This is a genomic window from Halopiger djelfimassiliensis, assembly GCF_000455365.1.
In the GTDB taxonomy this organism is placed as follows: domain Archaea; phylum Halobacteriota; class Halobacteria; order Halobacteriales; family Natrialbaceae; genus Halopiger_B; species Halopiger_B djelfimassiliensis.
Map to the genome: position 1 here is coordinate 160090 of NZ_HG315686.1, position 20605 is coordinate 180694.

Sequence of the window (20605 nt, forward strand, 5' to 3'; positions counted from 1 at the left end):
TGGATTGGTCACACGGGGTGGTACGATGAGTGACGGCGAACACGACGGGCTGGAGCTGACCCGTCGCGAGCTCGGGGCGGCCGCGGCGGGGATCGCGGGCGCGTCCGGACTCGGGTTCCTCGGCTACCGTCGACTGACCGCCGACGAAACCGCTGCCGAAGACGGCCCGATGAACCCACTCGAGGAGTATCCCAACGAGGAGTGGGACGAGAAGTACCGCAACATCTGGGAGCCCGACGACTCCTACATGCTCACGTGTACGCCCAACGACACGCACAACTGCTATCTCGAGGCGTACATGAAAAACGGGCAGATCACGCGGCTCGGCCCCTCGATGAACTACGGCGAGGCGACGGACCTCGATGGCAACCAGGCGTCCCAGCGCTGGGACCCGCGCGTCTGTAACAAGGGCCTGGCGATGGTCGAGCGGTTCTACAACGAGCGCCGTGTCAAGGCCCCGATGATCCGCGACGGGTTCAAGCAGTGGGTCGACGACGGCTTCCCGCGCGATCCGGACGGCTCGATGCCCAAGGAGTACGCCAACCGCGGCGAAGACGACTTCGTCGAGGTCTCCCACGAGGAGGCCCACGAGTACGCCGCCCGGACGTTCCTCGAACTCGCCGACCACTACAGCGGCGAGAGCGGAACCCGGTCGCTGCTCGAGCAGGGCTACGACGAGCGCGTCGTCGAGGAGACTCAGGGTGCCGGCGTCCGGACGATGAAGTTCCGCGGCGGGATGCCGCTTTTGGGCGTCATCAAGCTGTTCGGGCAGTACCGCAACGCCAACTCGATGGCGCTTCTGGACAACCACGTCCGGGACGTCTCCGAGGACGAGGCCCTGGGCGCGATGGGACTCGACAACTACTCGTTCCACACCGACCTGCCGCCGGGCCACACGATGGTCACCGGCCAGCAGACGGTCGACTTCGACCTCGCGAGCATCGAGTACGCCGACCACATCGTGCTCGACGGCATCAACTACCTGACCTCGAAGATGGCCGACTGTCACTGGCTGACCGAGGCCAAACTGAAGGGGTCGAAGGTCACCGGGATCTTCACCGACTACAACGCGACCGCTTCCAAGTGTGACGAACTCATCACGGTCCGTCCGGCCTCGGACACGGCGCTGTTCCTCGGCGCGGCGCGGGTGCTCATCGAGGAAGAACTGTACGACGAGGACTACGTCCGCAAGCACACGGACCTGCCGCTTTTGGTCCGGATGGACGACAACGAACTCCTCCGTGCCAGCGACGTCTTCGAGGGCTACGAACCCGAGGACCTCGAGAAGACCGACGCCGTCGCCGACGACGACGACCGCCCCGGCGTCGACGTGGCGAACATCGACGAGCAGGTCATCACCGAGGAACTCCGCCGGGAGTGGGGCGACTTCGTGGTCCACAACGGGGAAACCGGCGAGTTCGAGCCGGTCACCCGCGACGACATCGGCGACGACTTCGAGGTCCCCGCGACCATCGAGGGCGAGTTCGAGATCGAGCTCGCCGACGGCGAGACCGTCGAAGTGCGGACGGTGTTCGACCTGATCAAGGAGTACCTGGTCGAGACCTGGGACCTCGAGTCGACCGCCGAAGTGACGGGGACGGACCCGCAGGCGATCGAGAACCTCGCACAGGATTTCGCCGACAACCAGCAGAACACGATGCTGCTGACCGGGATGGGACCGAACCACTACGCGAACGCCGACCAGCACGGCCGCGCGGCGTTTCTGCTGGCGTCGCTGACGCGTAACGTCGGCTACCGGTCCGGTAACATCGGCTCCTACTCGGGGAACTACCGGATGGCGTACTTCAACGGCGTCGGGCAGTACGCCTTCGAGGACCCGTTCGATCCCGAACTCGATCCCGACGAGCCGGCCCGAACCGACAAGCGCTGGGACGCCCACTCGGCGCACTTCTACACGAACCTCGACAAGCCGCTGAAGGTCGACGGCGAGTACTTCCAGGGCGACTCCCACATGCACACGCCCACGAAGTCGATCTGGGTGTCCGGCTCGAACTCCATTCTCGGCAACGCGAAGGGGTCCTACAAGATCATCGAGAAGGCCCTGCGGACCGGGAAGATCGAGGCCTTCTTCACCAACGAGTGGTGGTGGTCGATGACCTGCGAGTACTCCGATATCGTCTTCCCGGCGGACTCGTGGGCCGAACACCACGTCCACGACATCACCGCCTCCGTGACGAATCCCTTCATCACGACGATGCCGGAGACGGAGATCGACCGGATCTACAACACGTTAAACGACACCCAACACTACAAGGGCGTCGCCGAGAAGCTCGCCGAACTCACCGGCGACGACCGTTTCGAGGACTACTGGGCCTTCATCGACGAAGAGGAGTACCGGGCCAAGCCGTACATCCAGCGCATCTTCGACCACTCCAACGCGGTCAAGGGATACGACGTCGAGGACCTGCTCGAGGACGCTCGGAAGGGGACGCCGGCGATCATCATGACCCAGACCTATCCCAAACACGTCGGCAACGAGCAGACCCAGGACTCCCAGCCCTGGTACACGAAGACCGGTCGACTCGAGTTCTTCCGTGAGGAGGAGGAGTTCGCCGAGGCCGGCGAACACATCCCCCTCCACCGGGAGCCGATGGACGCGACCCCCTACGAGCCGAACGTCATCGTCGACGACAGCGACAGTCCCGTGGTCGCACCCGAGACGCCCGAAGACCGCAACTGGGACAGCGCGGCGAAAGCACGGGACACGAACGACCGGCAGGTCCGGAACGTGGTCAAGTCGCCGAGCGAACTGGTCGATACGAGCCATCCGTTGACGGACCTCGACGAGGGGTACGACTACGTCTACATGACCCCGAAGTACCGCCACGGAACCCACACCTTCGGGGCCGATCTGGAGGAGATGGCGATCTGGTGGAGCAACTACGGCGACCAGGGTCGAAAGACGGAGCGCGACTCCTTCGACAAGCGCAAACCGTACATCGGCGAGGGGTACATCGAGATGAACCCCGAGGACGCCCGCGAGGAGGACCTGCAGGACGGGGATTACGTCTGGGTCGACGCCGACCCTTCCGACCGGCCCTTCCCGGGCTACGATCCTGACGACGAGGACACCGAGTACACCCGCGCGCTGATGCGGATCCGCTACCAGCCCAGCCTCCCGCGTGGGGTGACCCGGAGCTGGATGAACGTGACCCAGACCTCCCACAAGTCCTACGAGGCCCAGCAGGAGCGCGAGGACGGAAAGGCCCAGTCCGAGGACACGAACTACGTGTCGATGTACCGCAGCGGCGGCCACCAGTCGATGACGTCGACGTGGCTGCGCCGGACCTGGCTGACCGACTCCATGGCCCGCAAGGACATGCTCGGGCAGAACGTCGATGTCGGGTTCGAGCCCGACGTCCACGCCGCAAACGGCGCGCCAAAGGAGTCGTTCGTCAAGATCGAGAAGGCCGAAGACGGCGGTCTCGAGGGCGAGGGCAACTGGCGACCAGTCGACGAGGGCGTCCGGCCGACCCAGGAGGACGACCGGATGAAACAGTATCTAGAGGGCGGTTTCACGAGCGAATCAGACTGAGGTGACTACCAATGGCAGAAGTTTACAACTGGCAGATCGGCCGCGAGATGGAGTACCCCTACCCGGAAGCACGTCCGCAGAAACAGTGGGGGGCAGTGTTCGACCTGAACAAGTGTATCGCGTGCCAGACGTGCTCGCTGTCGTGTAAGACGACCTGGACCAACAACGAGGGTCAGGAGCACATGTTCTGGAACAACGTCGAGACCAAGCCCTACGGCTCCTATCCGCTTCAGTGGGACGTCGAGATCCTCGATCGGCTCGGCGTTCAGGAGTGGGGGTCCGACGGTGTCTACGAGGGTGATACGATCTTCGAGGCCCGGGACTTCGACTGGGAGTCGATGGCGATCGACGACGATCCCGATACCATGCACAGCGAGGGGATCGAAGGGTTCCGTCCCGACGACGAGGACTGGGCCCAGCCGAACCTCGGCGAGGACGAACCCGCCGGTCAGGAGTTCGAATCCGATACCCACATCGAGGAGGACCACCACCCGACGTGGTTCTTCTACCTCCCGCGGGTGTGCAACCACTGTACGTTCGCGGCGTGTGCCGGCGGCTGTCCCGTGCAGGCCATCTACAAGCGTCAGGAGGACGGTATCGTCCTGCTCGACGAGGACAGCTGTCAGTCCTACACGGAGTGTGTTCGGGCCTGTCCGTACGGGAAGTCGATCTACAACCCAGTCGAGATGAACTCCCAGAAGTGCGTCGGCTGCTACCCGAAAGTCGAGCAAGGGCTCGTCCCGCAGTGTTTCGAGAACTGTCTGGGGAAGATCCGGATGCACGGCTGGGTCAATCGGCCCGATGAGGCCGACACGTCCGCACCGGTCGACTACATGGTCCACGACGCGGAAGTCGCGCTCCCGCTGTACCCGCAGCTGGGACTCGAGCCCAACGTCTACTACATTCCGCCGATCAACGTTCCGACGGACTACCTCGAACAGATGTTCGGCCCGCGCGTCGAGCAGGCTCAGGAAACCTACCGCAAGGCCCGCCGTGGCGACGAGGAGTACCGCAAGCTCCGTGGCGTGTTACACCTGATGGGGTCGACGGAGTGGCGTATCGAGGAGTTCGAGGTCACCGACGAGGAAGCGATCGGCTACGACGGAGACGGCCGAACGATCGCCCGCGTTCCGATGGAGGAGCCACAGTACGAACGCGACACGCTCGACCACCAGCACGACGCCTACCGGCTCGACATCACGTAGATCATGACCGACCCACAACAACACGTCCACCGTGCGCGACTGTACAAGCTCGCGTCGATCGCGTTCGACCGCCCCACCGACGACCTCAGGGCGGCGCTGTGTTCGGACGAGTTCGACGACCAACTCGTCGAATCAGCGGCGGCGCTCGACGACGAGGCGCTGTCCGAACACGCCGAAACGATCGCGGCCGAGAGCCCGGACGACCCGGACGCGGTCGACGACTGCTACTCGACCTACGCCGCGCTGTTCGGGTTCGAACAGGGCGGGGAGATCCAGCAGTACGAGGTCGAGTACAGCCCCGGGACGCTCGTGACGAACACCGACACGCTGGCGGACATCGCGGGCTTCTACGGCGCGTTCGACCTCGAACTCGAGGCGGGGAACCGCGAACGGGTCGACCACCTCTGTGTCGAACTCGAGTTCGTCTCGCATCTGGCCCTGCAGACGGCCTACCTCGAGAAAAGCGGCGACGAGACGGGCGTCGATATCGTCACGAATGCCCAGGCGGACTTCCTCGAAGACCACTTGGGACGGTGGACGCCGCTGTTCCGCGAGACGGTCCACGAGGAGGCGGACGCGCCGTTTTACCGCGCGCTCGCGGATCTGGTCGTGGCTCTCGTCGAGGACGATGCGGATCGGCTCGGTGCCGATCCCGACGTGTTCGACGAAACGCTGCCCTCGCCGACCGAGGCCCTCACCGGAGCCGGCGACGGCGACTTCCGATGTGGGACCTGTGGGACGACCCAGTCGTCGACCGACCAGCACGGATCGAGCCGGCCATCGGAGCCCGCGGAGTTCCCGATGGGGGACCGCGACGGGCCGTACTGATCGGCGGGTGACCGGCATCGACGCCCGTTCGAACGAGTCTTGTGTCCGCTCCGCCAACCGGCGTTTCACCGCATGACCCAGGAGTCGCCGTTCCGCGTCGTCTGTCTCGCCGGGCCGAGCGATTCGGGAAAGACCACGCTCGCCGAGGAACTCGTCCCCCGATTGGCCGATCACGGCCGGGTCGCGACCGTCAAGTCGATCCACCACGACGTCGAGATCGACACCCCGGGTGCCGACACCCACCGCCACCGGACCGCGGGTGCAGAGACCGTCGTCGGCATCACGCCGGAGCTAACGTTCGATATCAGCACGCACGGAAAGCGTGACCCGCCGACGTACCCCGACGGTACCGCACTCCTCGAGTCCGACGATCCCGAACTACGGGCGCTGGCGAGCACGCTCGCCCGCCTCGAACAGCGGGGATACGAGTTCGTCGTCGTCGAGGGGTTCTCGAAGGCCCCGCTGCCGACGATTCTGGTCGGTGACCGCGATCCGGACGCCGTCGGCGGGACCGTCGTCGGCCGCGGCGTGGACGATCTCGCGAAGCTCGTCGAGACGGTCCGCGGGCTCGAACCGCTCGTTGCGTTCGAGGACGACTGATGGTTCGAACGCGTCCGTAGCCGATCAGCCGTCGACGGCCGACGTAGAGGCACCGTCGCGTTCGCAACGGGATGGGCTACTCACGAGAACTCGATACGCTGTTCCTCGATGTAGATCTGGTGCATATCGGCATCGTCCTCCGTCGAACGGATGGGTAGCTCTTTCGTCGCTGACGGGCCGTCGTCAACGGCTATCGTTATCACGTACTGGCCGTCCGTTTCGAAGACGTCCTCGATTGGGGTATTCGGCTGTCCATGCTCCTCGACAACGGGGACATCGAACGTCTCGGAGACGAGGGCGGTCTCGGACTCGTCAACAACGGTAACGGATGCCGATATCGGCGTTTGCGTATCGTTCACAAGGATAATGTCGGCCGAGCCTTCGGGTCCGCCTTCGACGGCGGTAGAACAGCCGGCAAAGACGCTCGTGGTCCCGATAAGAACGGTCCGAAGCACGGTTCGTCGGGAGGGCATTGTGTCAAATCAGTTGTATCCGGTGAAAAGCCTTCACGTTCGGTCCGAGCGGTACCCGTTCCAATCCCGGCGTGTTTCTGCCCCGGACAATCCGTTCTCGAGGTCCGAGACCGAAACCCGTGTTCCCGACTCAGGGTAACCGCATGTGTTCCCACGATTCTGGAACTGAAACCAATTATATTTGAAACCGGGACGGAAGGGAAGGTATGAACGACCGCGACGGCCGGAAACTGGCTAATCGCCGGAGCCGTCGCTCCGTGCTCGCGGCCGGGGCCGGGCTCGCGGGACTCGTCGGAACGGCGGGCTGTCTCGGCGATACCGAGCGCGTCCGGGTCCTTTCGGCCGGCAGTCTCGCGGTCGTGCTCGAGGAACGGATCGGACCGGCGTTCGAGGCCGAGACGTCGTTTGCGTATCAGGGCGAGTACCACGGCACCAACGCGGTGATGCGGCTGGTCGAGTCCGGAACGAAACGGCCCGACGTTATCGTCAGCGCCGACGCCGGCCTCTTGCGTGACCGGCTCTATCCCGACCACGCCGACTGGGACGTCGAGTTCGCGGCCAACGAGGTCGGTATCGCGTACGATCCCGGGACCGAACTCGGAGCGCGACTCGAGGCGGGCGACCCCTGGTACGCGGTGTTCGACGACGCCGGCCCGGACGAAATCGCGATCAGTGATCCCGATCTCGATCCGCTCGGATACCGTGCCGTCCTCCTGTTCGAACTGGCCGAACGCGAACACGACCTCGAGGGGTTTCGCGACGCGATGCTCGAGCGGGCGTCTCGAGAACCCGACGAACCACAGCTTCTCGCCGGAGTCGAGTCGGGAAACCGGGCCTGTGCCGTCGCCTACCGGAACATGGCGGTCGATCGCGATCTACCGTTTCTCGAACTCTCCGACGCGTACAACTTCGGCAACCCGGAGTACGCGCCGCAATACGCCGAGGTGAGCTACACGACCGACGAGGGCGATACCGTCGTCGGTTCCCCGACCGTCTACAACGCGACGGTTCGTCCCGACGCCGACGCGGCGGCGGGCGGCCGGGAGTTCGTCTCGTTCCTGCTCGAGCAGGTGCCAGCGTTCGAAGCACACGGGCTGCGAGTCGACGACTCGCTCCCGCGGGTCCACGGCGACGCTCCGAAGGTGGTCGCGCCGTGACCACGGACGGCGACCGCAGGATCGAGTCGATCGGATCGGGGATCGACCGATCGATCGACGCCGTCGGCGTGCCGGTCTTGCTCGGGACGGTATTGCTCGCGTACTTCGTCGTTCCGTTCGCTGTTTTTCTCCTCCAGGTGCGGTCAGTGGACGTGATCGGTGGCCTCGCTGATCCGGCGACCCGGGCCGCGATCGAGACGTCGCTGCTGACGGCCCCGATCGCGACGGCCATCGCGACCGTCTTCGGCGTGCCGCTCGCGTACGTCCTTTCACGGGCCTCGTTTCGCGGGAAACGCCTCGTCGAAGCGGCCGTCCTGGTTCCGCTCGTGGTCCCGCCGATCGTCGGCGGCACGATGTTGCTGACGCTTTTCGGGCGGTACACGCCCGTCGGTTCCGTAGCCGCAGCCTTCGGCGTCCCACTCACAGATAGTCGCGTCGGCGTGATCCTCGCCCAGACGTTCGTCGCTGCACCCTTCCTCGTCGTCACCGCCCGTTCGGGGTTCGACGGCGTCGATCCGCGACTCGAGGAAGCCGCCCGGACGATGGGGTACGGGCGACTCGAGACCGTCCGTCTGGTCTCGTTGCCCCTCGCGCGCAACGCCATCGCGGCCGGGGTCGTCCTCACCTTCGTCCGGGCGATCGGCGAGTTCGGCGCGACGATGATGATCGCGTACAACCCGCGGACGATGCCCACGAGGATGTGGGTCGCGTTCATCTCCCACGGTCCTGAAGCGATCGTCCCGATTGCGGTGGCCTTGCTCGCGATTACGCTCGTCGTCATCGCCGTCGTTCAGGTTCTGGTCGGCGACTCGGTACGGTACTGAACCCCGCCGAAGCGATCAACGACGGTGAAAGTCGGGTTTAGCGCCGCTAATTTCTTTGGAAGTGGGGTTATGGCTATCCTCGTCGTACCGGAGTACGAGACACATGACATCGATCGCAGACATCGAGATCCCGGCCGACGGAACCGGATTGGGCGAACTCTTCGAGGCCGTCCCCTCGCTTTCCTGTGAGATGGAGCGGGTGATCGCCTCGAGCGGCCACGGGCTGTGGCTCTCCGGCCCCTCACAGTCCGCGGTCGAGGCTGCATTGACCGAGGCGACGGCGATCGCGGACTACTCGCTGATCAACAGCGACGACGGTCGTTGGCTGTACGACATCGAACTCGATCCCGAAACGGTCGACGTCTTCGACGTCGTTCTCGAGGAAGGCGGAACCGTCCTGAGCGCGTCGGCAGCGAACGGGACGTGGCTGTTGAGCGTCCGCGTCGTCGATCGCGAGAGCGTGAGTTCGCTCTACGACCGCCTCGTCGAAAACGACGTGACACCGACGATCGTCCGGCTGTTCGACCTCGCGGAGGAGACCCACTCCCAGTGTGGCCTGACCGCCCGCCAGTACGAGACGCTGGTCGCGGCGATTGACCACGGCTACTTCGAGATCCCGCGGGAAGTCTCGATGCAGGAGCTCTCCGAGGAACTCGACATCTCCCATCAGGCCCTTTCCGAACGGCTTCGCCGTGCCTATCGTGCGCTCGTTACGTCCGAACTCAACGTCGCCGAAGACGAGACCACGGCACCGCCGATGCCGTCGGACTGATCGGCCGTCCCATCAGCCACACGCCCGGTCCGGCTCGACTCGATGTTTTCACCGTCCGGCTCGAGCGACGGTCAGTCGTTCTTCGACGAACTCACATCGACTGGTTCGGACGAATCTCCACCTCCCCGTCGTCGGTGATATAGACGACTGCGTTCGATGACTCGTCGGTCACGTTCCACTCCGAACTGGCCTCTCGATCGTGTTCCGGTAGCGTAACGGTGATCGTATAGCGTCCTTCGTCGGCGATGAGATCGCTGATCCGTTCGACGTTCTCGCCCCCGACCGCAGCGAGTTCGATTTCGGTCTCGAGGAGCGATTCCCCGCCGGTAGTCATCCGAACCCCGACGGTGTGTGCCCGGTCGTGGTAGTTCTTCAGGACGACATCGCGGGGGTGCTCGGAGACGGAAGGCCGGGCCGAATCCGGTTGCGGAGACCCGGCGGAATCGTTTTCGCGCCTCCGTGTTGTTTCTCCCTCGGTTTCGGCGGCTGGCTCGGATTCGTCAGGTTTCCGCGAATCTCTCCCGCCGAGACAACCAGCACTCGTTATCGTGAGAACCGTTCCGGTAACGACCGTTCGCCGTTTCATAGGGCGATGTTCCCTCCGCTGGCTGATAACTGTGAGACAGAGTACAATAGCTGCTTCAGCTACCGGTATATTCATACTCCCGTCGAGTTCCCACTGCCGTACTCGCCGTCGTCGGCTCAGCTATCGGTGCGTTGCCGCCGCCTCTCGAGCGCACGGGTCGACCTGATCGAGGAGTACCGGTCGGTTCCTTTCGGGTCCACGTTCGATTGACATCCTCCTCCGCCTGAAGGCGGAGGAATCCCGAGCGTTGGGAATAACGGAACGGGTACAATAACTGTTAATAGCGGTGGCTCTGTCCCTCCGGCCATGAACGTCGACAGCGACGACGGCGTCCTCGAGATCACGTTCGACCGCCCGGGAGTCCTCAACGCGATCACGCGGGGGATCGCCGGCGAGTTGGCCGACACGATCGCCGACGCCTCACCCGACGAGTACCACGCGATCGTCATCACGGGCGAGGGCGATGCTTTCAGCGCCGGCGGCGACATCGAGGGGATGGCGTCCGATCCCGTCGCCCCGCAGGACGCCTACGAGGAAGTGTCCGAAACATTCGGCCGCGTCGTCGAAGCGATGCTCGAGTGTCCCATCCCGATCGTCGCGAAGGTAAACGGCGATGCGATCGGGGCCGGACTCGCGATCGTCGCGCTTTCGGACATCGCGTACGCCGCCGAGGATGCGACCTTCTCCTGTGCGTTCGTCAAGGTCGGGCTGATCCCCGACACCGGCGGGACGTTCATGCTTCCGCGGCTCGTCGGTCTGCGGACGGCGAAGAAACTCGCGTTCACCGGCGAGTTCTTCGACGCCGAGCGAGCGGCCGACCTCGATCTGGTCAACGAGGCGGTTCCCGCCCCGGAACTCGACGACCGGGTCACGGAGTGTGTCGAACGGCTCGGTCGCCGTCCAACGGATACTATTGGGATGATGAAACAGGCCATGCACGAGAACATGGCCCGCCACTGGTCCGAGGCGCTCGATTACGAGAACATGCTTCAGGTTCAGGCGCGCGGATCCGACTCCCACGAGGAAGGCGTCGCCGCGTTTCTCGAGGACCGCGAGCCGGAGTTCGATCAGTAGTCCGCTCGCGGCCGCCGGTCGCCGGCTTCGGTCGGGTACTCGAACCCCAAGCCACCGCAAGCAACACCATTGTGGGTCGCTTCGGTGTGTGTCGGATTGCTATGTCACCGGAGTTTACCGACGACGACATCGGCAAGACCGTCGTCAACGCGAACGGCGACGACGTCGGCATCATCGCGGACGTCGAACACGGCACCGCACACGTCGAACCCGACCCCGGAATCACGGACACGATCAAGGCGAAACTCGGCTGGGGCGGCGCCGACGAAGACGCGTACCCGCTTCAGGAAAGCGCCGTCGCGCGAGTAACCGACGACGAAGTGCGCCTCGAGAGCGATCTGTCCGATGCCGGGACCGGAACCGGCGATATGACAGGCGGAACGACGGGAACGGGCGATACGACCGGCGAAACCGGGACGGATACCGGGATGGGTGACGACGACGACACCCGGTAACGGCGACTCGCGTTCCTCGGGTGGGACGACTGCACGGCTCGAGATTCGAGTTCGTAGAAAACGACGAAAGGAGAGGGAGCTATTCTTGGCCCGTTTCGTTGGCGTTCTGGATGTCCTCGTCCGTTTCCGTCCGCGGCCGTTCGGGCGTATCGATTCGCTGTGACGGCTGCTCCTGTGAGCGGCTCTGGTGATGTCGCTGGGTGGGCTGCTCGTGTCGGCCTTCGTGGCCCGTCGGTTCCGGACGACCCTGCTCGCGGTGTTCCATCGGCCCCGATTCACGACCGGTCCGTTCCTGTCGGCCGCGGCGTTCCTGTCGGCCGCGGCGTTCCTGTCGGGGCGGGCCGCCGAACTGGCCCTGTGGCTGGGATTGTGACTGCATCCGCGCCCCGCCACCGCCGCTGGCCTGCTGTGACAGTGGCTGTTGTCCGCCGGCTTGCTGTGGTGGTTGTTGTCCACCAGCCTGTTGTGGCGGTTGCTGTTGTCCGACGGGTTGCTGCGGTTGTCGTGATCGCTGTCGGTTCGTTCCGGCTCCCGAAGTCGGACCGCCGTAGGCTTCCTGCTGTGTGACCCATTCGCCGGTCTGTTGTGGTTGTTGAGTCGGTCCTCGAGGGGGCTGTGACTGACCTCCAAGCTGCTGGCCGCTCGTTCGGCCGTACCCCTGTTGCTGTGTCTCCATCGGGCCGCGCATCTGCTGGCCGCCCCCGGACGGCTGCTGACCGCCCATTCGTCCGGTTCGTTCGGGTTGCTGGCCGAACTGCGGCGTCGCAGCCTGCATTCCCTCCTCGAGCGCCTGTTCCATCTCCGGCATGACCGCCTGCATCCCTTGCAGGTAGCTCTCGAGCATCGACTGTGTGAACTCCTGGCCCGGCATGCTCTGCATCATCGATTTCGTCATCTCCATGCCCTGTTGCTGGGCCATATCCTGCCACTGCAGCGCACTCAGGGTCATCTGTGCCATGTTGCGCTGGAGTTGCATCAACTGCTCGAGGGCTTGCTGGCCCTGGGTTATCGTCGTCTGTTGCATCTCGCTTGTCGGGTCCGTTTGCTGGTCTGTCATCGTGATCACTCGAGGGAACGACGGTTCGACGGACGACGTGATCGTGTGCTCGCTCGAACGCAGTCGCTTGACGCGTCCGTTAACCGATGCTCCTCGGTCGTCAGTGTCGGCACTCGAGAGTCCAATAAAGGTCGCCGTCGCTTTCAGCCGGTAGCACCAGCCCAACAGTCTGAAACGATCCGACGGCCGCGAGATACAGCGTGCTTTCGTCCGGAAATCGTCACCGAACGGGCGACCGAGAGCGGTCGTTTCGAGCGCTCCCCAGCGACGTAAGCGCCGATTACGCCGCTAGGTGTAATCAGAGCCTGTACTCGGCTCGCCGTGTGAGACTCCTTCCCGGTTGTCGGCTTGTCGCCGTCGCAGCGCCGCCCGTGCGTTGCTCGCGTCGTACCCGAAGAAGACGCCGTTTCCGTACGTCTCGGCGACATCGACCGCATGGATCAGGTTATCGATATCGACGTTTACCGCGTATAACTCGATATTAAACGGCGTCTCGAGCGCAGTCTCGAAGCCGCGAGCGATCGTTTCGAGCCAGTAGGTCGTAGCATACGCCGTATCGTACAGTGGGACGACGAACTCGTCGACCAGCTCCTCGAGTGCCTCGAGATCGAGTCCGGCCCGCTCGTAGAGGTGGCCGGGATAGGGATCGGGATAGAGCGTCAGGTAGACGCGTCCGGGGATCCGGTCGACGGCGGCTTCGACGAACTCGGTGATGACGGTTGCACGCCACTCGAATCGGTCGTCGTATTCGCTCTGTTCGAACCGCCGTTCGCAGACGCCACAGCGGCAGTACTCGGCCCGCGGAAAGCCGACATCGTCGAGTCGGAGGTCGCCGTTTTCCGCGACACAGTCGTCGATGATCTCGAACAGTCCTTCGCGGTAGTCGTCCCGGCAGGGACAGATGTACGCCCAGTCGAAGTACGACCGATCCCGCGTCGCGGGACGGCCGAGATCATCGACGGGAACCAGCGATGGATCGGCGTCGGCGGCGGCGTTGTCGCCGAAACACGAGACCATGTTCACCCCGTCTTCGATCGGATCGGCGGACCGGCCGGTAACGTCTTTGACCTCGTAGAACCCCCGATCGAACTCCGGCCACCGGACTTCGTCAGCGTTGCGGGTAACGACGCCGTACATAGCTCAGGGTACGGCGCCGTTCCCGTAAGCAGTTCGGTTGCGGCGTCTATTCGACTGGGTCGTACTCGATCTCTTCGACGTCCGAAGAGCCGCTCACGACGACTTTCCAGAGGACGGCAATGGCGAACAGGGCGACCAGAATTTTGACTGTACGTGACATGTACACGCGGATAATCGCTCGGCGACCACTTAGATATTCTGGATGAGCTTCGGGAAACGAAACCGTTAGGCGGTATCGATCAGCGACGCGATCTCCTCGCGGACGATCGTTCCGCAGTAGGAACACCGGACGGCCTCCTCGAGGACTTCGAACCCAGAGGTCACCGGTTCGTCGCCGGTCGTGATACAGTTCCGGTTGGGACACGAGAGCACGCCCTCGACGATGTCGGGCCGCTCGACGCGGTGCTTTTCGACCACCTCGTAGTCACGGACGATGTTGATCGTCGCGTCGGGTGCGATCAACGAGAGGACGTCGACCTCGTCCTGACTCAACTCCCGACCTTCGACCTTGACGATGTCCTTGCGTGCCAGCCGATCGGAGGGGACGTTCATTCCGATCGATACTTCTTCGCCCTCGCTGCCGTCGATTCCGAGAATCGCGAGGACGTTCAACGCCTGCCCCCCGCGGACGTGGTCGATGACGGTTCCGCTCCGGATCTTGCTGACACGGAGTTCGTGGGGTTCGTCCCCGTGGTCGTTACTCATCGGTCTCACCTCCGGCGGCGCTCAGGAGTAAGTCAAGCAGCGCCATCCGGACCGGGACGCCGTTGTGGGCCTGTTCGAAGTAGGCCGCGTAGTCGGTGTCGTCGATTTCGGGGGCGATCTCGTCGACCCGCGGGAGCGGATGCATGATCGTCAGATCGTCGCTTGCGGCCTCGAGCGTCTCGCTGTCGATCTGGTACTGGCCCGCAACCTTCTGATACTCGTCCTCGTCCGGGAACCGCTCGCGCTGGATCCGGGTCACGTAAAGAACGTCGAGCGACGGCAGGACCTCCTCGAGCGAGTCGTGTTCGCGGATTCGCGCGCCGTCACCTTCCTGATGGAGGTCGTAGACGACCTCGCGGGGAAGTTGCAGGCTTTCGGGGCTGATGAAGTGCTGTCGCGCATCGAAGTTCGTCAGGGCGTAGGCCAGCGAGTGGACGGTCCGACCGTACTTCAGATCGCCCATGATGCCGATCGTCAGGTCATCGAGGCCGGCGTTTTCCCGGATGGTATAGAGATCCAGTAGCGTCTGGGTCGGATGCTGTCCCGCCCCGTCGCCGGCGTTCAACAGCGGGACGTCGACGAACTCGCTTGCCATCGTCGCCGCGCCTTCCTTCGGATGTCGAAGCACGAGCGCGTCCGCGTATCCTTCGATAACTCGGACGGTGTCGGCGAGCGTCTCGCCTTTCTTGACGCTCGAGGACTCGACCGAACCCATATCGACGACGTCGCCGCCGAGTCGTTTCATTGCGGTCTCGAAACTCATCTTCGTTCGCGTGCTCGGCTCGAAAAACAGGAGTCCAAGCAGCGACTCCGCGTGGCGGTCGGCGACGGCCGACGGATCGTCGTCGATCTCGGCCGCGCGGTCGAGGACGGTTTCGATGTCCGCCCGCGAGAGTTGTTTGCTCGTGATGAGGTGATCGTGGCGCATTCGTTCGTGTTGGCACTTGCGTCCCCCTTGAATCCCTCCATTCGGAGACGCCCCGTCACACAGTAGCGAGCGAATCGAAGGCAAAGAATTATGCGGGCACTACAGCAATTGGTCACAACTGAATGGAGAATCGGCTGGAAACCGGGATCGACGTGTTGGATCGGAAACTCGATGGGGGGTTGCCGCCGGGTTGCGTAGTCGCCTACACCGCCGACCCCGCCAGTCAGTCGGAGTTGCTGCTCTACGAACTCACGGCTGCCCGCGGCACGTTGTATCTCTCGACCGAACGCTCCGACGACGTCGTTCGGCACGCGATCGAACACTCGCCGTCGGCCGTCGGCAGTCCGACCGTGAGACACGTCACCAGCGACGATCCGCTCGAGGAAGCGGCCCGTCTTATCCGTGCCCTCCCCGACGGTGCAAACCTCATTATCGACACGATGGACGTTCTCGAGCGAACCGACCGGGACGAGTACGTTTCGTTTCTCAACGATCTCAAATCCCAGCTCCTCGAAACGGACGGTATCGCGGTGTTACACTGTCTGAAAGGCGATTCCGTATCGGAGAACCGAGCACGGACGTACCACGCGGCCGACGCCGTCTTCGACCTTCGAACCGAAGTCGCCGGCACCGAACTCGAGAACCACCTCACGATCCCCAAGTTCCGGGGTGGCAGTCAGCCGACCGACGCGATCAAACTCGAACTGATCGAGGAAGTGGCGATCGACACGAGCCGGGACATCGCGTAGGCAGCATCGATACCCGCGTCAGACCTCCTGTTCAGGCGTCGTAAACGGGGTAATCGCGACGGTCCGTTCAGTGACCGTCGCCGTTCGCAGGATGAACGCGAAGAGGACCGTGAGCGGAAAGACGCCGATCGCGACGGCCGTCGGAAAGACGACCGTCCGTATCGGCTCCTCGAAGGGTGCCGCCGACAAACTCGTCAGCGCGAACAGCGTCGCAACGGAAACCCCGATAGCGGGAAGCCCTGTGTAAAACAGGTACCTCGAGAGCCGCGAGAGCTCGACCTGTAGGTATAGCGATTTGAAGTACTGTCTGGCGATATCGATCTCCCGCAACCGGTCGCGAACGTCGTCCATCGCCTCGTCGGTCGCCATCGAGAGGTCGTCGCCGTGCGCTCGTCTGAATTCCTCGAGTCGCTGGATCTCGTGTGCGAAATTCGTCTCCAGCGTCGTCGAAAGGGTCTCGAAGATCCCGGACTCCGAGCCTTCGACGAGGTCGTCGATCCGATCGAACGTCGCGGTGAGATCCGTGACGATTTCGTCGATTTCCTCGCGGGCGTCGGCCGGCAGTCCATCGGCGGTCACGCCGCCGAGTCGCTGGGCGTCCCGGCGCGCGCTTTCGACGACGAGCCGGAGAAACCCCGACGGCTCGGCCGGTGCGGCTCGGTTCGTGGCCGCTTCGATCTCCTCCCGGTAGTCGACCGTCTCCTCGATCTCCGACTCGAGACCGCCCGGTGACTCGAGCTCCTGGGAGAGCAACAGCTGGTTGATCGAGACGACGACGGTTATCAGCGTAAAGTTCCCCGATATCAATCCGCTGAAGGCGTAGAACAACGGCTGGGTATCGACAAGCGGTGCGACACCCGTGATCGAAAGCGCCAGATACGCCAGCCCGGACGCGACTGCGAGGCCGGCGGCGATCACGAACCGATTGCCGTCGAGCAGTAGCCACTGGGAGAGGCTGTCGATCGCGGTCACTCCCGTCGGCTCCGAATCGGCCGGCGAATCGGCCATCGCGGTCCAGTACGATCTTGCGGGCGAAAAACCCGTGCCGCGCACGTTCGGGGGTGGACGAATGGCCGGCGATCGCGACGCGCGTTACTCCTCTGTGCCTTCGAGTTCGTCGACGATCTCGTCGGCGTCGACGTCGGCGTCCTCGAGTGCGTCCTCGATGTCGCCGCCGCCCATGCCGCCCATCATGCCGGGCATGCCCATACCGCCCATGCCTTCGATGACTTCCTGAACGATGACGCGGTCGACGCCGACCTTGTCGATGATGTCCTGCCCGATCTGCTGTTTGCCCATCATCCACTGCTGGTTCATCGTCATCTGGGGCGTGGCCTCGAGATACAGCGTCTCCTTCTCGACGACTTCGGTCTCGAACTCGGGTTCGGCGTCCTCGTCGTCCTCGTCGGGTTCGACGGGAACTTCCTCCTCGACCTCGTCGGTTTCGATCCAGAGGTCGGGCTCGAGACCGAGGTACATGTCGAACAGGCCGGCGGCCTGCTGTTCGCGGTCGTCGACCTCATCGACGATCTCGTACTCGTACTCGACGTCCTCGCCGGCCAGCGGATGGTTGAAGTCGACGCGGGCGCGGCCGCCGATGATCGTACTGATGTAGCCCTGGCGACCGTCGACCTGGACGTTCGCGCCGGGGTAGCGGTCGTCCTCGTCGATCTTCTCGGCGCTGACGGTCTCGACGTTGTCGGGGTCGTACTCGCCGAAGGCGTCCTCTGCGGGGATCGTCACGGTGCCGGAGTCGCCGGGCTCGGAGCCGACGATGGCTTCCTCGACGCCTTCGAAGATGTGCCCCTCACCGACGATGATCGTCCGCGGCTTGAACTCCTGACCCTGCTCGTCGACGCCCTCTTCCTCGGCGACGTCGGGGTCGGTCGTGTCGACTAGCTGGTCGCCGTCGGCGGTGTAGGCGGTGTACTCGATCTCGACGAAGTCGCCTTCCTGTAGTCCGTCGCCCTCTGCTTCCGCTTCGACGTCATCGGCCTGCTCCTCGAGGTCGGCCTCCTGTTCCTCGGTCATACGTTGTACGTCCGCCCGTCTACATTTAAGTACGACGTTTTCGCGCGAGTCCGGGAACGACCGATTCTTCCGAGCGCCGCCCGTCCACTCGAGCATGTACGAAGTCGAAGTGAAGGTGCCTGCGGATCTCGAGGCCGTTCGCTCCCGCCTCGAGACGCTCGACGCGACGCCGTGCGGGACCGTCGTCCAGATCGATACCTACTACGACGCCCCCCACCGGTCGTTTCCCGAGACCGACGAAGCGTTACGCATTCGGACGGAGCGACCGGACGACGGTCCCGAGGAAACCCGCATCACGTACAAGGGACCGCTCGTCGACGACGAATCGAAGACCCGCGAGGAGGTCGAAACCGCCGTCGCCGACGGCGAGAAACTGGACGCGGTGCTGACGAACCTCGGCTTCGAGGCCGCCGCGACGGTCCGCAAGGAACGCGAGCGGTTCGCGCTCGAGACCGACGACGTGTACACGATCACGCTCGATACCGTCGACGACGTCGGCGAGTACGTCGAGGTCGAGACCGAGGTCGACCGCGACGGCGACCTCGAAGCCGCCCGCGATGGCGCGTACGAAATCCTCACTGATCTCGGACTCGACCCCGCCGACCAGATTCGGACCTCCTATCTCGGCCTGTTACTTGAGGCCGACGGATGACAACACTATAGTATTTTCACACGAACTGATCGTTGATGCGATCGATGGGACGCTCAACGACGACGGTTTTTGCGCTCTGTCTCGTCGTGATCGGACTCGGACTCTGTTTCGCCGGCACAGCCGCCGCGTCGGAGGCCGCCGATCTCGAGGAGTTAGACGGAGAGGGAACGGAAGCGAATCCGTACGTGATTACGGACGTCGAGGAATTGCAGGCGATGGAACAGGATCTCGAGGCACATTACGTGCTCGGAAACGACATCGATGCCAGTGAAACTGAAGACTGGAACGCCGGGGCAGGATTTACTCCGATTGGAGATTACGACGGAGGTGACCGGCACGAAACGCCATTCAGCGGCACCTTCGATGGGCAGGGACACACCATCACTGGACTCACGATTAACCGTCCCCAGATTTACGGTGTCGGTCTTTTCGGAGGTGTGACTGGTACTGTCGAGAACGTATACGTAAGAAATATTGACATTCTTGGCGGTGAAATCGTCGTTGGCGGTGTTGTTGGGATGAATCGTGGAGACATTCGATCAGTCACTGTCTCCGGTGAAGTCAAAGGTCAAGATCGACGAGTCGGCGGTCTTGTGGGTAATAATCATGGAACAATCGAACGGTCAATGGCCGACGCAGATGTGAACGGTGGTAACGTTGTCGGTGGCCTGGTCGGGCTTAATCCAGGACAAGTTACAACATCCTATGCAATGGGTGATGTCAACGGAGACGTGTCGGCCGGCGGTTTGATTGGATATAATTATGGTGGGATACGTCACAGCTATGGATTCGTTGACGTTACCAGTGACGGAGAACGCGCTGGCGGCTTGGCAGGTTGGTCTGCAGGGGCTGCAACTGACTCGTACGTCGTCAGTTCCGTTGACGGAAGTGCCGACCCGATGGGTGCTGTGACTGGTGCTAAGAAAGACTCTACACACACCGTAACTAACGTCTATTACGACAATTCGAAAACGTCGCTGGAGGCGACGGGAGACAGCTCAGGATACGGAACCGGCCTAAGTACGGAATCGATGACGGGTGCCGACGCGGTGTCGAACATGGATCTCGAGTATGGCGAGTACTGGGTCCCGACCGACGAGTACCCGGTGCTCCAGTGGCAGGTTCAGGACGTCGACCTGCAGGTCAGCCAGCCCTCGATCGGTGAAGGTGAAACGACGTCGGTAACGGTCGAACTCACGCTCGAGGACGGCTCGACGGTGACGGCGACCGAGGTCGCCGAGTACGACTCCGAGGAAGCCGTCGCCGCCGCCTCCGGGGGTACTCTCGAGGCGAAATCGATCGGCGAAACCGACCTGACGGCAACCGTCGCCGGCAACAGCGACTCCGTGACGGTCGAAGTCCTCGAGCCGCCGAAAATCGAGTTCAGCGGCGCGGAGTTCGAGTCGATGGCGGCCGTCAAGGGTGCGACCGTCGAGGCGACGGTGACCTACGAGAACACCGGCGGTCCGGGCTCGGAAACCGCCACGGTCACCGTCGACGGCGAGGAAGTCGCCTCGACGACTGTTGCGGTCGACGCCGACGGGGAAACCACCGAGACGATTAGCTGGACCGCCGCCGAATCCGGCACCGTCGCAGTCGGCGACGAGGAACTCGGCGACCTCACCGTCGTCGAACCCGGCACCGTCTCCCTCGAGTCGCTCTCACTGCCCGAGGAGGCCGCCGCGGAAAGCGAGTACGGGATCGACCTCGAGTTCAGCAACGAGGCTGACCAGCCGATCACGGAGACGGTCGAACTCCGGATCGACGGCGACCACGTCGCAGACGAGACCGTCACCGTCGACGCCGGCGGCTCGAC

General features: G+C 63.6%; 19 protein-coding genes and 1 pseudogene. 12 read left to right on the forward strand and 8 right to left on the reverse strand.

The window, feature by feature from the left end; genetic code table 11:
* Positions 1–25 precede the first annotated feature (25 nt).
* The 4 genes from TX80_RS11955 (at position 26) to TX80_RS11970 (ending at position 6189) form a co-directional block, all read left to right on the forward strand.
* Positions 26–3556 carry a molybdopterin-dependent oxidoreductase gene (locus tag TX80_RS11955; protein WP_049923369.1) on the forward strand — a complete coding sequence of 1177 codons (3531 nt, stop codon included), beginning with the start codon at positions 26–28 and terminating at the stop codon, positions 3554–3556.
* Between the two features lie 11 nt (positions 3557–3567).
* Positions 3568–4761: a 4Fe-4S dicluster domain-containing protein gene (locus tag TX80_RS11960; protein WP_049923370.1), complete on the forward strand. Its 1194-nt coding sequence runs from the start codon at positions 3568–3570 to the stop codon at positions 4759–4761.
* Between the two features lie 3 nt (positions 4762–4764).
* Positions 4765–5589 (forward strand): TorD/DmsD family molecular chaperone, encoded by an 825-nt coding sequence (locus TX80_RS11965; protein ID WP_049923371.1) that lies wholly within the window; start codon positions 4765–4767, stop codon positions 5587–5589.
* 72 nt (positions 5590–5661) lie between these two features.
* Entirely contained in the window at positions 5662–6189 is a 528-nt protein-coding gene (locus tag TX80_RS11970) for a molybdopterin-guanine dinucleotide biosynthesis protein B (RefSeq protein WP_049923372.1), read from the forward strand.
* Positions 6190–6269: 80 nt separating this feature from the next.
* Here the strand turns inward: TX80_RS11970 and TX80_RS11975 are convergent, their stop codons facing one another.
* The gene (locus tag TX80_RS11975; RefSeq protein WP_049923373.1) at positions 6270–6662 is read right to left on the reverse strand and encodes a hypothetical protein; all 393 of its coding nucleotides are present in this window, start codon (positions 6660–6662) and stop codon (positions 6270–6272) included.
* 206 nt (positions 6663–6868) lie between these two features.
* Between TX80_RS11975 and TX80_RS11980 the strand changes: the two genes are divergently transcribed.
* The 3 genes from TX80_RS11980 to TX80_RS11990 all read left to right on the forward strand — a co-directional run bounded on the left by TX80_RS11980 (position 6869) and on the right by TX80_RS11990 (position 9415).
* Positions 6869–7819: an extracellular solute-binding protein gene (locus tag TX80_RS11980; protein ID WP_049923374.1), complete on the forward strand. Its 951-nt coding sequence runs from the start codon at positions 6869–6871 to the stop codon at positions 7817–7819.
* On the forward strand, positions 7816–8643 hold the full coding sequence (locus TX80_RS11985) for an ABC transporter permease (protein WP_049923375.1): 828 nt from the start codon (positions 7816–7818) through the stop codon (positions 8641–8643). The genes TX80_RS11980 and TX80_RS11985 overlap by 4 nt, the downstream gene beginning before the upstream one ends.
* Positions 8644–8746: 103 nt before the next feature.
* Positions 8747–9415, forward strand: a complete 669-nt coding sequence (locus TX80_RS11990; protein ID WP_049923376.1) for a helix-turn-helix domain-containing protein — start codon at positions 8747–8749, stop codon at positions 9413–9415.
* A gap of 91 nt (positions 9416–9506) precedes the next feature.
* On the opposite strand, the gene TX80_RS19010 is transcribed toward TX80_RS11990, so the two are convergent.
* Entirely contained in the window at positions 9507–9749 is a 243-nt protein-coding gene (locus TX80_RS19010) for a hypothetical protein (RefSeq protein WP_154658637.1), read from the reverse strand.
* A 558-nt stretch (positions 9750–10307) separates the two neighbouring features.
* Between TX80_RS19010 and TX80_RS12000 the strand changes: the two genes are divergently transcribed.
* Positions 10308–11075, forward strand: a complete 768-nt coding sequence (locus tag TX80_RS12000) for an enoyl-CoA hydratase/isomerase family protein (RefSeq protein ID WP_049923378.1) — start codon at positions 10308–10310, stop codon at positions 11073–11075.
* Positions 11076–11176: 101 nt separating this feature from the next.
* On the forward strand, positions 11177–11530 hold the full coding sequence (locus TX80_RS12005; protein ID WP_230198728.1) for a hypothetical protein: 354 nt from the start codon (positions 11177–11179) through the stop codon (positions 11528–11530).
* 79 nt (positions 11531–11609) lie between these two features.
* Here TX80_RS12005 and TX80_RS12010 read toward each other — a convergent pair whose 3' ends face one another.
* The 4 genes from TX80_RS12010 to pyrB all read right to left on the reverse strand — a co-directional run bounded on the left by TX80_RS12010 (position 11610) and on the right by pyrB (position 15357).
* The gene (locus TX80_RS12010) at positions 11610–12587 is read right to left on the reverse strand and encodes a hypothetical protein (RefSeq protein ID WP_081661638.1); all 978 of its coding nucleotides are present in this window, start codon (positions 12585–12587) and stop codon (positions 11610–11612) included.
* 288 nt (positions 12588–12875) lie between these two features.
* The gene (locus TX80_RS12015; RefSeq protein WP_049923380.1) at positions 12876–13724 is read right to left on the reverse strand and encodes a hypothetical protein; all 849 of its coding nucleotides are present in this window, start codon (positions 13722–13724) and stop codon (positions 12876–12878) included.
* 225 nt (positions 13725–13949) lie between these two features.
* Complete coding sequence (pyrI, locus tag TX80_RS12020; protein WP_049923381.1) at positions 13950–14429, reverse strand: aspartate carbamoyltransferase regulatory subunit; 480 nt, start codon at positions 14427–14429, stop codon at positions 13950–13952.
* Positions 14422–15357, reverse strand: a complete 936-nt coding sequence (gene pyrB / locus TX80_RS12025; protein WP_049923382.1) for an aspartate carbamoyltransferase — start codon at positions 15355–15357, stop codon at positions 14422–14424. The genes pyrI and pyrB overlap by 8 nt, the downstream gene beginning before the upstream one ends.
* Before the next feature lie 122 nt (positions 15358–15479).
* Between pyrB and TX80_RS12030 the strand changes: the two genes are divergently transcribed.
* The gene (locus TX80_RS12030; RefSeq protein ID WP_049923383.1) at positions 15480–16106 is read left to right on the forward strand and encodes an RAD55 family ATPase; all 627 of its coding nucleotides are present in this window, start codon (positions 15480–15482) and stop codon (positions 16104–16106) included.
* Positions 16107–16124: 18 nt separating this feature from the next.
* Here the strand turns inward: TX80_RS12030 and TX80_RS12035 are convergent, their stop codons facing one another.
* The gene (locus tag TX80_RS12035; RefSeq protein WP_049923384.1) at positions 16125–17114 is read right to left on the reverse strand and encodes a hypothetical protein; all 990 of its coding nucleotides are present in this window, start codon (positions 17112–17114) and stop codon (positions 16125–16127) included.
* 84 nt (positions 17115–17198) lie between these two features.
* The gene (locus tag TX80_RS12040; RefSeq protein WP_049924062.1) at positions 17199–18137 is read right to left on the reverse strand and encodes an FKBP-type peptidyl-prolyl cis-trans isomerase; all 939 of its coding nucleotides are present in this window, start codon (positions 18135–18137) and stop codon (positions 17199–17201) included.
* A gap of 94 nt (positions 18138–18231) precedes the next feature.
* On the opposite strand from TX80_RS12040, the gene cyaB reads away from it, so the two are divergent.
* Positions 18232–18789 carry a class IV adenylate cyclase gene (cyaB, locus tag TX80_RS12045; protein ID WP_049923385.1) on the forward strand — a complete coding sequence of 186 codons (558 nt, stop codon included), beginning with the start codon at positions 18232–18234 and terminating at the stop codon, positions 18787–18789.
* A gap of 1031 nt (positions 18790–19820) precedes the next feature.
* Positions 19821–20605: pseudogene (locus TX80_RS19450) on the forward strand (CARDB domain-containing protein); the annotation flags it as partial.

Bases quoted from the DNA above. Each gene is read 5' to 3' on its own strand.
- pyrI (WP_049923381.1), bottom strand. From the start codon at position 14,429: ATGAGTAACGACCACGGGGACGAACCCCACGAACTCCGTGTCAGCAAG.
- TX80_RS12035 (WP_049923384.1), bottom strand. From the start codon at position 17,114: ATGGCCGATTCGCCGGCCGATTCGGAGCCGACGGGAGTGACCGCGATC.
- TX80_RS12000 (WP_049923378.1), top strand. From the start codon at position 10,308: ATGAACGTCGACAGCGACGACGGCGTCCTCGAGATCACGTTCGACCGC.
- TX80_RS12005 (WP_230198728.1), top strand. From the start codon at position 11,177: ATGTCACCGGAGTTTACCGACGACGACATCGGCAAGACCGTCGTCAAC.
- TX80_RS19010 (WP_154658637.1), bottom strand. From the start codon at position 9,749: ATGACTACCGGCGGGGAATCGCTCCTCGAGACCGAAATCGAACTCGCT.
- TX80_RS11980 (WP_049923374.1), top strand. From the start codon at position 6,869: ATGAACGACCGCGACGGCCGGAAACTGGCTAATCGCCGGAGCCGTCGC.
- TX80_RS11960 (WP_049923370.1), top strand. From the start codon at position 3,568: ATGGCAGAAGTTTACAACTGGCAGATCGGCCGCGAGATGGAGTACCCC.
- TX80_RS12040 (WP_049924062.1), bottom strand. From the start codon at position 18,137: ATGACCGAGGAACAGGAGGCCGACCTCGAGGAGCAGGCCGATGACGTC.
- TX80_RS11955 (WP_049923369.1), top strand. From the start codon at position 26: ATGAGTGACGGCGAACACGACGGGCTGGAGCTGACCCGTCGCGAGCTC.
- TX80_RS12010 (WP_081661638.1), bottom strand. From the start codon at position 12,587: ATGACAGACCAGCAAACGGACCCGACAAGCGAGATGCAACAGACGACG.
- TX80_RS12015 (WP_049923380.1), bottom strand. From the start codon at position 13,724: ATGTACGGCGTCGTTACCCGCAACGCTGACGAAGTCCGGTGGCCGGAG.
- TX80_RS11970 (WP_049923372.1), top strand. From the start codon at position 5,662: ATGACCCAGGAGTCGCCGTTCCGCGTCGTCTGTCTCGCCGGGCCGAGC.
- TX80_RS11975 (WP_049923373.1), bottom strand. From the start codon at position 6,662: ATGCCCTCCCGACGAACCGTGCTTCGGACCGTTCTTATCGGGACCACG.
- cyaB (WP_049923385.1), top strand. From the start codon at position 18,232: ATGTACGAAGTCGAAGTGAAGGTGCCTGCGGATCTCGAGGCCGTTCGC.
- TX80_RS11965 (WP_049923371.1), top strand. From the start codon at position 4,765: ATGACCGACCCACAACAACACGTCCACCGTGCGCGACTGTACAAGCTC.
- pyrB (WP_049923382.1), bottom strand. From the start codon at position 15,357: ATGCGCCACGATCACCTCATCACGAGCAAACAACTCTCGCGGGCGGAC.
- TX80_RS11990 (WP_049923376.1), top strand. From the start codon at position 8,747: ATGACATCGATCGCAGACATCGAGATCCCGGCCGACGGAACCGGATTG.
- TX80_RS12030 (WP_049923383.1), top strand. From the start codon at position 15,480: ATGGAGAATCGGCTGGAAACCGGGATCGACGTGTTGGATCGGAAACTC.